Source organism: Labrys sedimenti (assembly GCF_034424805.1).
Lineage (GTDB): Bacteria > Pseudomonadota > Alphaproteobacteria > Rhizobiales > Labraceae > Labrys > Labrys sedimenti.
The window spans coordinates 1-11,010 of sequence record NZ_JAXOUF010000048.1 but is presented as its reverse complement, the minus strand read 5'-3'; the positions used below and the strand labels follow the sequence as shown (position 1 = coordinate 11,010).

At 58.4% G+C, this 11,010-nt stretch carries 8 protein-coding genes and 2 pseudogenes; 3 read left to right on the top strand and 7 right to left on the bottom strand.

Annotated features, from left to right (window positions below; translation table 11 throughout):
• Nucleotides 1-810: 810 nt before the first annotated feature.
• Complete coding sequence (locus U1R88_RS34995; protein WP_322435481.1) at nucleotides 811-1,995, bottom strand: M24 family metallopeptidase; 1,185 nt, start codon at nucleotides 1,993-1,995, stop codon at nucleotides 811-813.
• A gap of 158 nt (nucleotides 1,996-2,153) precedes the next feature.
• Here U1R88_RS34995 and hutC point away from each other — a divergent pair, with 158 nt between their 5' ends.
• Complete coding sequence (gene hutC, locus U1R88_RS34990) at nucleotides 2,154-2,924, top strand: histidine utilization transcriptional repressor HutC (RefSeq protein WP_322435480.1); 771 nt, start codon at nucleotides 2,154-2,156, stop codon at nucleotides 2,922-2,924.
• 282 nt (nucleotides 2,925-3,206) lie between these two features.
• Here hutC and U1R88_RS34985 read toward each other — a convergent pair whose 3' ends face one another.
• Genes U1R88_RS34985 through U1R88_RS34960 form a run of 6 tightly spaced genes read right to left on the bottom strand, consistent with a single transcriptional unit; the run spans nucleotide 3,207 to nucleotide 9,955 of the window.
• Complete coding sequence (locus U1R88_RS34985) at nucleotides 3,207-4,424, bottom strand: aminotransferase class V-fold PLP-dependent enzyme (protein ID WP_322435479.1); 1,218 nt, start codon at nucleotides 4,422-4,424, stop codon at nucleotides 3,207-3,209.
• Between the two features lie 41 nt (nucleotides 4,425-4,465).
• Nucleotides 4,466-5,482 (bottom strand): ABC transporter ATP-binding protein, encoded by a 1,017-nt coding sequence (locus tag U1R88_RS34980; protein WP_322435478.1) that lies wholly within the window; start codon nucleotides 5,480-5,482, stop codon nucleotides 4,466-4,468.
• Nucleotides 5,469-6,497: an ABC transporter ATP-binding protein gene (locus tag U1R88_RS34975; protein WP_322435477.1), complete on the bottom strand. Its 1,029-nt coding sequence runs from the start codon at nucleotides 6,495-6,497 to the stop codon at nucleotides 5,469-5,471. The genes U1R88_RS34980 and U1R88_RS34975 overlap by 14 nt, the downstream gene beginning before the upstream one ends.
• Nucleotides 6,476-7,366 (bottom strand): ABC transporter permease, encoded by an 891-nt coding sequence (locus tag U1R88_RS34970; protein WP_322435476.1) that lies wholly within the window; start codon nucleotides 7,364-7,366, stop codon nucleotides 6,476-6,478. Before U1R88_RS34970 ends, U1R88_RS34975 begins: the two co-directional genes overlap by 22 nt.
• A 2-nt stretch (nucleotides 7,367-7,368) precedes the next feature.
• The gene (locus U1R88_RS34965) at nucleotides 7,369-8,304 is read right to left on the bottom strand and encodes an ABC transporter permease (RefSeq protein WP_322435475.1); all 936 of its coding nucleotides are present in this window, start codon (nucleotides 8,302-8,304) and stop codon (nucleotides 7,369-7,371) included.
• A 7-nt stretch (nucleotides 8,305-8,311) separates the two neighbouring features.
• Entirely contained in the window at nucleotides 8,312-9,955 is a 1,644-nt protein-coding gene (locus U1R88_RS34960; RefSeq protein WP_322435474.1) for an ABC transporter substrate-binding protein, read from the bottom strand.
• 250 nt (nucleotides 9,956-10,205) lie between these two features.
• Between U1R88_RS34960 and U1R88_RS34955 the strand changes: the two are divergent.
• A pseudogene (locus tag U1R88_RS34955) lies at nucleotides 10,206-10,419 on the top strand (IS6 family transposase); the annotation flags it as partial.
• Nucleotides 10,420-10,487: 68 nt separating this feature from the next.
• Nucleotides 10,488-10,934 (top strand): annotated as a pseudogene (locus U1R88_RS34950) (IS6 family transposase); the annotation flags it as partial.
• Between the last annotated feature and the right edge of the window lie 76 nt (nucleotides 10,935-11,010).

The following is an 11,010-nucleotide window of genomic DNA, read 5'->3' as shown; positions in this document are numbered from 1 at the left end:
ACACCGGCATCAGCGTGGCGCTGTCGCACACGGCCAGCCTCGGCGTATCCTACAGCGGACAATTCGGCGAAAAGGCCATCGACCAGAGCGTCAGGGGCAATTTCGTCTGGAGGTTCTGAGGGATAGACGACTTCGCTGTTACATACGGTGTCAACTATCACGCAGGTACGCCCGCTGGAATTGTGAATCCCAAACGCAAAACGCCATCTGGGGCGGTTAGACCCAGATGGCGAGCGATTTATGACAGACTTTGTTGCGGGGGCCCGCAACCATCTTAACTTGCGACTCCTTTCCGGCTACCCAGATCTACTCCATAAGATTGCAATGGCGTATTGCAACGGCTTATTTCGTACGGCAGCGTAGCTTCGCCGCAGCTCGATTTCGGGCATAGAGATCCTGTCCGCCGTGAACTGGCTCCGCGTATTGTTACTCACTTTTTGAAGTCTTAAAGAAGCGGTGTTTTCAAGCTCTCGTGTTATGGCGCGCAATAACTTGCGTGATGCGATTTGGCGACTACGCGGTCAACGGCACCTCCGCATTTTTCAAACGACAGATGGGCGTGTGATTGCTTCACCGAGGCAGCAAAGCGCCATTCGGCAATCGCCTCATCCGAAAGCCAAAGCCGGATGTCGCTGCGACGGAGGAGACCGCGGCCATACCCGGCACAATTCGTCACACGAAACTTCGCCTTTGGAATTCTGTGACAGCGTGGCTCATTGAACTTGAACGACATCGCGAACTCGGCCGGATTGCAGAGGCCCGTGCAAATACCACCACAGGCCTACTCATGTACCAACACCTTGGTAGACCTCATCCAAGGAAAAATAGGTCGCGCGGCAGCCTTGTTATACGCTCATAACCATCTGCCGTAACGACAACCGTATCCTCGACCATCATACCTTCGCTATCGAGCTGGTAGTATGGGGTTTCGAGACACAGGCACATCCCTTCCATTAGCATCGTGTCATCAACCGAATTGATGAGAGGCGTGTCATATGAGCTGAGCCCTATGCCGTGCCCACAATGCTGACGCCGATAGCTTGGAATGCCGTGTGCCCTGACTGTCTTCATTGCGATTTCGAAAACAGCGTTCGCCTTTATGCCCGGTCGAATAGCCAGGAGTTCTTCCTCCAGGCCGATACGGATGGCATTGTAATTCTGGATCTGTTGGTTACTCGGCTCGCCTACGATAAATGTCCTGCCGAGATCAGACCAATAGCCATCGTAAGTGCAACCCGCGTCTATTCTGATCAGTTCACCCTGGCTGGGCGCGCGTTTCGTCGGATATGCATCGGCCAATGCCGACCGCGGTCCCGAAGTAACCGACATGAAGCGCGGCACGCCGCCGCCAATGACCATTTGTTCGCATATAAGGGCGGCGATGTCGAACTCCGTCATGCCTATCTTGAAATCGGAAACGAGCTTGCGATAGCCAGATTCGGTTATGTCGGAGGCCTTTTGCAGTCGGAGAATTTCTGCTGCGGTCTTTGTGGATCGAGACAGCTTGATGTGCCGGGTGACGTCCACGACACACGCGTCACCCAAGACGGCACGGCTGAGCTCCCACAAAAGATCTCCGTCGGATCGGTCAACCCCGACCAAGCCGGCTGGATGTCCGAGGGAGTTCAGAAGCTCCCGGCAAGCCTCCTGAAAAGTCGCCTTCGGTTGGCGATCGAATGCCGGGTGTCCACCCGCGGGCGTCTCGAAATAGAATTCGCCATAGCGAAAGAGCGCGCTGTCGCTATCAAGCATGTCATACGCAGGTCCTGCGTCGGCCGCGCTTACCACCAGCGAGACCTTCTCGTGTGTTGCGCATACTGCCGACCGATAATCCGGCGCGGTGTCATGCGTCATGCTTGCATATCCCGAGAGATACGCCTTATTCAGCTTGTCGGAGGATAGGATGACTTCGACGTCGCGCGGAACCAGCGCGTACAGCTTGGACCGCAATTCGCTCGCAAGTTCCGTCGGCGAGGAAAGCCCTGTGAAATCCATGTGTCCTGCTTATCTCAATTTCGCTAAAGGTGGATACTGGAGGGTTGGCCATCTGCAGGTTTGGACGGGCTTGTGCGGCTTGTCGATTGACGTTGTTGCGATAAGACGCCGCATCCGTTATGACTAGACAATAACATTTCTCTTTTTCGGGTTCAATATTGCTGGAAATCGCAAAAGCCGTTCAACAGGCAGATGGCGATGCCGAAATCACCCTCGATGGCGTCGGCCCTCTCTACAAGCAGATCGAACGGGCAGTTCGCTCGGCGATCCTGAGTGGTCGCTGGCCGGCCGGGCATAGGATTCCATCCGAGCACAGCCTCATGGACACGTTTTCGACAACGCGGGCAACGGTCAGCAAGGCGCTTTCGAAACTCACGGAGGCGGGGCTGCTCGAGCGGCGTCGAAAGCAGGGGACGCGGGTTGCTCAAACCAGCGATTCCCATGCCGTCATTGGTTTCCTAGATGTGAGGAAGGATATCGAGTCCAGCGGACGCTCCTACAACTATAGGGTGCTGAACTCACAGCAGTTGACTGCCGGCGATAGCACCGCATTCTGGTCCGATGTGTCGGCGGGTACGAAACTGTTGAGGTTGCTCGCCCTTCACGAGGGCTCGGAAAAGGCTGAGGTCATCGAAGAGCGCTACATCAATCTGGCCGCCGCACCGGACGCGGTCGATGCCGATTTCGAGAAAGAGATTCCAAGCACCTGGCTTTTGGCGCGACTGCCCTGCACACGGCTGCGTCACACGATCCGAGCGGCTGCGGCAACCAGCGAACAGGCTTTTCGCCTCGATATAGCGCGAGGCTCGCCGGTTCTGATGTCGCTGCGACAGACCTGGGCCGACGACCTCCCCGTGACTTGGGTCAGGCTTGTCTATCCCGGAGATCGGAACGAGTTCGTCGGAGAGTTCAACCCGCTTCAACCATAATGCCATGCGAATTCAGATCACATGAGATCGAATCCGCCGGGACACAACGCTGTTGAGCCTATAGCGTTTTGCGACTTGACCGAGTCATCAGTAATCGTAAAGACGCTTGAGCCAATTCTTCGGATTTCCTTGAAAACAAGGAGATAGAGCAAACAATCTCTCAGTCATGAATACGATTTTCTCTAGAGAAAGTACGATTTCTTTGAATCTAACTTTCTCTATATCTCTTTTTTTGGCGCGCTTTCTTAATCGAAAAGTCTATCAACTTTTCTGGAAAACGCTCTAGCGAGCCAAGACTGTCTCCGCAGCCTCCACGAACCGGTCGATTTCTTCAACAGAGTTGGGAAGTCCGGCGGACAGATGGATACCCTCCATGCTCGTATCCTCCTCCATCGAAAACGCGCTGACATTGATGCCGAATTCTGAAAGGAGCGTCCGCGCGAAATCCTTGTGCTCCATTCCTTCTATCGTGAAGGCTCCAAAGGCGGTCGCCGGTTCGGCATCAATGTCGGTCAGCATTCGTATCCGAGGATGCTCGCTGAGACGCCTCGCCCAACGGCTCCGCAAATAGCGCAGCCGCGCCGTCTTTGCTTCCTGACCGATCGCGGTATTGAACAGCATTGCTTCGGGAATGGATGCCTGAAGCGCCTTGAACACGGTCCCGACCTCCTCGAACTTCTCGATCGAGTTTGCAGGTTTGTTCGACCAGCTGGCGAAAAGCGGCCAGACGTCTCTGATCCGAGCTCGCTTCAAGAAGACGAAACCGGTCCCGCGCGGCCCATACATCCACTTGTGGAGACAGGTCGCGAATGCGTCGCAGCCGAGCTCGCTCAGGCGGAACGGAAAATGCCCGGCCGAGTGTGCGCCGTCGACCAAGGTAAAGATGTTTCGGGAAGCCACGCGCCGCGAGATATCGGCAACAGGCAGCACCAATCCGGTCCGGGCGACAACATGCGGGAACGAGATAAGCCGCGTCCGGCTCGTCAGCGTATTTTCGAACGCCTCGACGATCGCGGCATCGTTCGTCATTCCGAAAGGCAGATCCACGAGTTTGAGGACAAGGCCATCTCGAACCGCCCTCTGTCGCATTATCGCTAGATTGGAGTCGTAACAGAACTTCGTGGCGACGATCTCGTCGCCACGATTGAGTTCCAATCCGTTCAGCACTGTCGCGATACCTTCCATCGCATTTCTCGTCAGCGCGATTTCATCATTGTCGGCGCCGAAATAATTCGCCAAGAGCTGACGTATGTGCTCTGACGAGCCGCTCTCCTTCAAGTCGCGGAAAGGCTCGTGTTCGTCCAGTTCGTATGACAGTGCCAGATCGACTAGCGACTTGATCCTCTCCCGGACCTCCAAAGGCGCCGGCCCGCGACGGGTGTTTACGAGCTGCGTGTTCACATACATCGGCAGCATTCTGGCCCGGACGGCGAGCCAGAAGTCCTCGTCGTTCGGCGCGGGCAGATTCGTAGGCCCGAGCGCGTCTGTACTTTGGGTCAACACGGTGTTTCCCTCCCCGGGATATGCGGTCGTTCGGATTCTTAGGCGAGGGCAACGAAGGCGCCGGCCTGGCGATATGACGTGCTGCGGAGTTCGTCCACGCGGATGCACGCCGCGCGATGGCTTGGTGTCACGGGTGTCAAGGGTGGTTGAGTTTCCGCGCAGGCTGCGATGGCATGCGGGCAACGCGTGCGGAAACGACAGCCAGACGGCGGGTTCGTCGGGCTCGGGATGTCCCCATAGATTGCCGGCGCTTCCCTCAGCGCCTCCTTGCGGGGGTCAGCACTCGGGATCGAGTCTAGCAGCGCACGCGTATAGGGATGGCCAGGCGACCCGTAGAGTTCATTCGACGCGCCGGACTCGACGATCTTGCCCAAATACATGACGTAAGTCCGCGAAGCCGCCTGCCGCACGAGCGCCAGATCATGCGCGATGAAGAGGCACGCGACACCCAGGTCTTTCTGAAGCGTGAGGAAGAGGTTCATAACCTGCGCGCGAATCGAAAGATCTAGCGCGCTGACGGGTTCGTCGCAGATCAACACGCGTGGTTCCATTGCCAGTGACCGCGCAATGGCGACGCGCTGTCTTTGCCCGCCGGATAATTCACGGGGATATCGCTGCGCCATCGACTGCGGCAGGCCGACCTGGTCGAGTAGCGTGAGTGTCTTCGCCCGCTGGATTCCGGGATTTTTGACCCCCTTGATCACCAGCGCCTCGATGATCGCCTCGCCTATGGTCTGCCGGTCATTCAGGGAGGCATAGGGGTCCTGGAACACGTATTGGATCGCGCGCCGCGTTTCCCGAAGTTTCGCGCCTTTCAGGCCGGCCAAATCGATACCATTGAGAAATATACGCCCCGACTGGGGAGTTTCGAGACCGACGATCGAGCGTCCGAGTGTCGATTTTCCGCAGCCGGACTCGCCGACCAGACCCACAATCTCGCCAGGCGCCAGTTCGATGGAAACGTCGTCCACCGCGGTGACCCACTTCCCGCGTTCGACACTCTTGAAGCGGGTGACCAGATTCTCGACGCGCAGGAGGGATTTAGCTTTGGACATAATTCACCTCCTTGGATGCACGCGCATTGGCGACATGACAGCTGACCGACACCAGGCCGCCAGGCCGCGTAAGCAAAGCTGGCCGCTCGGTCCTGCACCGCTCGATTGAACTGGGGCACCGTGGCGCAAATGCGCATCCGTTCAACGGCGCGCCAAGGATCGGCGGCGCTCCGGGGAGCCCTCTAAAGGGCGCGCCCTGCTCGTCTTCCTCACGCGGAAGGGCCGCAATCAGACCCTGAGTGTAAGGATGTTCGGGCTGGACGAGGACCCGGTCCACCTCACCATACTCCGCGATCCGGCCCGCATACATGACGGCGACCTTTGATGCGATGCTGGCAACGACACCCATGTCATGGGTAATCAGGACGATCGCCATGTCGAGCCGCTGTTGCAAGTCCTTCAATAGGGCGATGATCTGTGCCTGAACAGTGACGTCGAGGGCAGTCGTCGGTTCGTCGGCGATCAGGAGTTTCGGCTCTCCCGCGATGGCGATGGCGATCATGGCCCGCTGTCTCAGACCGCCCGAAAGCTCGTGCGGATACTGGTGCAAGCGGGCGGCGGCGTCCGACATCCTGACGAGCTTCAGCAGTTCGAGCGCACGGCTCTCCGCCTGCCTGGCGTTCAGGCCCAGATGCATCTCTGCGACTTCGGCGATCTGCCTGCCGATCTTGAGGGCCGGATTAAGCGCGCTCATCGGATCTTGGAAGATCGTCCCGATCGACCGGCCGCGGATGCGACGCAGGTTCCTATCCGACATTCCGACAAGTTGTGTTCCGTCAAACCGGATCGAACCGTGCAGATCGGCGACGACGCCGGTCGGCATCAGACCGAGCGGTGCGAAGTTAAGGACCGTCTTGCCACTTCCGCTTTCGCCGACAATTGCCAGCGTTTGACCACGGGCAAGGCTGTAGCTTACACCGTCGACCGGCCTGAGGGCAGCGCGCGCGGTGAAGAGGTCGATCGACAGATCAGCGACTTGGAGCAAATCTTCGGTCATGACGACGCCTTCGTCCATTCAGCGGTCAGCCGCCGCCTGCGTTGGAGAACACGCCTCGGCAGGGGTGTGGGAACCCGGTTCAACGCGATGGACTCGCCGAGCAGATTGAACCCGATGACCACCATCGTCAGGGCGAGCCCTGGTAGGATGACCTCGCGCGGATAGGTTTCCAGGTAGGGAAGAGCGTCGACCAGCATCTGGCCCCATTCGGGTGTGGGGGGCTGGATACCGAGGCCGAGAAAGCTAAGCGTTGCGATCGCCAGAGCGACGGCGCCGGCGTCGGCGGTAGCGTAGACAAGCACCGCGCCGAGCGTCGTTGGCAGGAGGTGATGGAAATAGATCCGCGCAGGGCTCGCCCCGAGCACCCTGAGAGACTCGATATGCGGACGGTTCATGACATTCACCGCCACGGCGCGGCTGATGCGGGCGCTACCCGGCCACCAGGCGGCGGCGAGAGCGAGGATCATGTTCCAGTAACCTGTTCCGAAGATACCGATCACCGCCAGCGCGACGATCAGGCTGGGCATTGCCTGGCCCACGTCGACGATGCGCATCAACACCTCTTCAACGCGCCCCCGCCGGTATCCCGCGACTGTCCCGATGGTGACGCCGACCGAAAGCGCGATGACCAGGACCAGCGCCATGCCGACTACGGATGTCCGCGCCGAAGCGATCAGACGGCTGAGCGTATCACGACCGACATGGTCGGTTCCAAGCAGATGCTCCCAGGTGAAGCTTTGATGGGCGGCGAGCAGGTTCTGCGTGTTGGGATTGTAAGGCGTCAGCCATGGGCCGAAGACGCCGAGGAAAACGAAGATGCCAACCGACCATAGCGCGAGTTTCGGCAGGCCGGATACGGACTTCCGGATGTCTGACAGGAATTTCATGGCTAGCTACCCTGGCGTCTGAGCTTAGGGTCCGTGAACATCATGCCGATGTCGACGAGCAGGTTGAGTATGATGAAGAAGGAGATGAAGACGAGGAGGCAGGCTTGCACCACCATGAAATCCCGGAACAGGACGCCGGCGAGAAACAGGTCGGCGACGCCTTTCAGCGCAAACATGGGTTCGATTACCACCGCGCCCACCACCATCGCCCCCCCCTGCGCGCCGAGCGCGTTGATATAGGTTGGGGCGATATTGGGAAGTGCGTGGCGGAAGAGGATGGCTCGCCGGCTCATCCCCTTGGCGATCGCGGTCAAGGCGAAGGGCCTCGCCATCGCCTCTTCGAGCCCAACACGCACCACCCGGCTGAGAACAGCGGCAGGCAGGACGCCGATGGTAATCCAGGGCAGGATCCAGCTCGACAGGCCCGCCGCGCCAAAGGAGGGCAGCAGCCGCAGTTCCACGGCGAAGCCATAGATCAGCAGAGCGCCGACGAAGAACGAGGGCATTGAGGCACTGAGCAGCGCAAACACACGCGTTAACTTGTCCGCAAGCCTGCCTGGCCACAACGCGCCGGCAAAACCGAGGGCGAGGCTTAGAAGCATGGCGAAGCAGGCACCTCCGGCTACCAGGATCGCGGTGATCGGAAGCCTTCCCCGCATCGTGGTGCCGATGTCCTCTCCCGTCTTATAGGAGATTCCGAGATGCCCGGTGCCGACCCCGGCCAGCCAATTGCCGTAGCGGACCAGTAAGGGGTCGTGCAGCCCGAGTTCCTTCTCGATCACAGTGATCTGTTCGAACGTTGCCTTCGGCGTCCGAAGCTCGGCGATTAACACGGCGATATTGCCAGGCGCGGCGACCACCAGAGTGAAGCAAAGCAAGGTCGCCAGCACCAGAAGGATCGCCGCGTTCCGGAGGCGGGCTCCAATCAACGAAATCATGGCCGTCTCACGCTCCGAGCGTGATGTTTTCGAACGGAAGGTCGTATTCCGTTGCAGGCGCCTTAAATCCCGAAACTCGTTCCGTATGCGCCCAGACCACCGGGGCATAGAATAACGGAAGCAGCGCGACATTTTCGTGCAGCCAATCATAGACGGCTTGGGTGGCACCTTCGACCTTGTCGTCCGGCGCGGAAGCCGCCGCCAGAAGAAGCGGGTCGAGATTGGCGACGTCGATTGCCAGCTTGCCGTCAACACCATTGTTGAAGGTGGAGAGCAACATGCCTATCAGCGTTCCGAACGGCTCGTAAGGCGCGCCGAGCGTATAGAATAAAGCCATGTCGAATTTGCGTGCCGGAATGTCGGAATGGCGCGATGCGTGGTCGACGGTGCGGATACTAATTTGCATCCCGATTTCCGCGAGCTGGGCCTGGAGAATTTCACCAAGAGCGCGTGATCCGGCCATTGCTTCTTCGCTGACCACCAACTCGAGGGCCAGTTGCTTGCCACCCTTTTCTCTTACTCCTGAGCCGGTCCAGCCCGCTTCGTCCAAGAGTGCGGCGGCCGCCTCCGGATTACGCTTTGAGACCTCGAAGCGCTTGCCGCCCAAAGGAACGGTCGAAGGAAATAGATTACCGGCCGGCTCCGCCATTCCATTGAAAAGAACCTGCGAAATCGCCGAACGGTCGAAGCCAATATCGATCGCCTGACGAACCTTCTTGTCCTTGAGCGCTTCGTTACGCTCGGGATTAAAGCCCAGGATGATGGACATGGTCCCGGTTTCCACAACGACCGGTATGCCCGCATCTTGCAATGCCTTCGCTTCCGTCGCTTTGATCGGTGCGAGGAAGTCGCCGCCAATGAGGTCTATCTCACCGGCGCGGAGTGCGGCCATGCGGCTGCGCGAATCCGGAAGGACCATAAGGTCAATGTGCTGGAACGGTGGCCGGTCACCCCAGTAGCCGTCGAACCGTTCAAATGTGCTGGAGCTGTTGCTGGCGCTTTCTTGCATCCACGGTCCCGTGCCGACGGGCTTCTGATAGCTGCCGTCGCCGGCAACTGAAGCCGGGCTCAGGAACCGCGATGGCCGTACGTATGACAACTCGTACAGCAAGCCGAGAACTGGCTCTTTGAACCGCAGTTCCACCGTGTGCGCATCTACGGTCTTGTGACTATCGAAGAGGCGCGAGCAATTCATCCAATTGTGGGCGTCTTTCCCCATCCAACGGTCGAGATTCCACGTCATCGCCTTGGCGTCCCAAGGGGTGCCGTCATGGAATGTCACGTTCTGCCGTAGCTTCAGGCGCAGCAGCTTGCCACCGTCTTCGGCAGCCCATTCCGTGGCCAGGGCCGGCTCCATCCTACCCCCCTGGCCGTATCGGATAAGCGGCTCGAAAATAAGATCCTGAACGGACCAAAGCCCGATATATTTGTGGGGATCAAGACTCCCTGCAGGCTTGGCCATAGCGACCCGCAGTGCATCATGACCTGCACCGCCTTCCTGGGCAAAGGCTACGAGCGGTGAATAGGTAGCCGCAAGCAGAGCCGGCACGCCTGCCAGCCCCTTCAAAAGGGTGCGTCGCGAAGTGTTCATCTCGTTCCCCATTGGTCGATCTAAAGCCGACGATTCTTTTGTATAGACAATAAAAGCCATAACCGAGCTATTTTGTCTATGCAATAAAAAAATGCGGCGCGGTCATACAAGAGCGCAGGACGATCTGAGAGTGTTGGAGACGCTGGGTGTCAGCTGACCGAATTCGTGAGACTTGGCCGTCGGTGCAGCGGTTCTGGAACGGCTCCCGTGAGGGCGTTGTCACATCAACGGAACTGGCATCGATTGGCGGGTATCTTGTAGCTCGCGACACTGCCCCGTGAGCTACAGGTGACATCGCCTCTCGCCTACGATCATCGTCTATGCTGTTTGGCTTTATTTCCGGTTCCCGTTGAACCTGCGCCTCGTCGAAGAAATCTAATCGAACGCACGATCATGGTCTCCTACGAGACCGTCCGACGCCGGATTGTCAAATTTGGAAGATTTCATTCGCCCGCCTTAGGCGTAAGCTGCCCAGACGCAACGACATCTGGCATCTCGATGAGGTCGTCGTCAGCATTGCCGGAGGTTCTGTTGCAAATTTTTCAGCAAGGGGTTTTGGCATAAGAGCCTCTCCATTTCCGGAGGGCGTATCATGTTCAAGGGCCGTCATTTCGACCGATCAACGATCCTGCTATGCGTGCGATGGTACTTGGCTTACGGGCTGAGCTTGCGGGACCTGAAGGAGATGATGGCGGAGCGGGGTATCAGTGTGGACCATTCCACGATCCATCGTTGGGTCGTCCACTTCTCGCCTTTGCTGCTGAAGCGGTTCAATTGCCGGAAGCGAACCGTCAGCGGCAAGTGGCATATGGACGAAACCTATATCAAGGTTCGTGGACAGTGGATGTATCTATACCGGGCTATCGACAGCGTTGGCGACACCGTTGAGTTCTTCTTCAGCGAACACCGTGATCTGCCTGCGGCGAAGCGTTTTATTCGCAAGGCTTTGCAGCGCCACGGTCGCCCGGATCGCGTCGTCATCGATGGTAGCCAGACCAACCGGGAAGCGATTATCGCCTGTAGCGCCGAGCATCGGCTACTAGGCCTCGTGGACAAAGGGCAGCCACAGCAATGCTGATGCGAGGCTGACGAAGCCGAGATATGACTCTCTGGTT

Bases quoted from the DNA above. Each gene is read 5' to 3' on its own strand.
- U1R88_RS34980 (WP_322435478.1), bottom strand. From the start codon at position 5,482: ATGTCCAAAGCTAAATCCCTCCTGCGCGTCGAGAATCTGGTCACCCGC.
- U1R88_RS34965 (WP_322435475.1), bottom strand. From the start codon at position 8,304: ATGATTTCGTTGATTGGAGCCCGCCTCCGGAACGCGGCGATCCTTCTG.
- U1R88_RS34960 (WP_322435474.1), bottom strand. From the start codon at position 9,955: ATGGCTTTTATTGTCTATACAAAAGAATCGTCGGCTTTAGATCGACCA.
- U1R88_RS34970 (WP_322435476.1), bottom strand. From the start codon at position 7,366: ATGAAATTCCTGTCAGACATCCGGAAGTCCGTATCCGGCCTGCCGAAA.
- U1R88_RS34975 (WP_322435477.1), bottom strand. From the start codon at position 6,497: ATGGACGAAGGCGTCGTCATGACCGAAGATTTGCTCCAAGTCGCTGAT.
- U1R88_RS34995 (WP_322435481.1), bottom strand. From the start codon at position 1,995: ATGGATTTCACAGGGCTTTCCTCGCCGACGGAACTTGCGAGCGAATTG.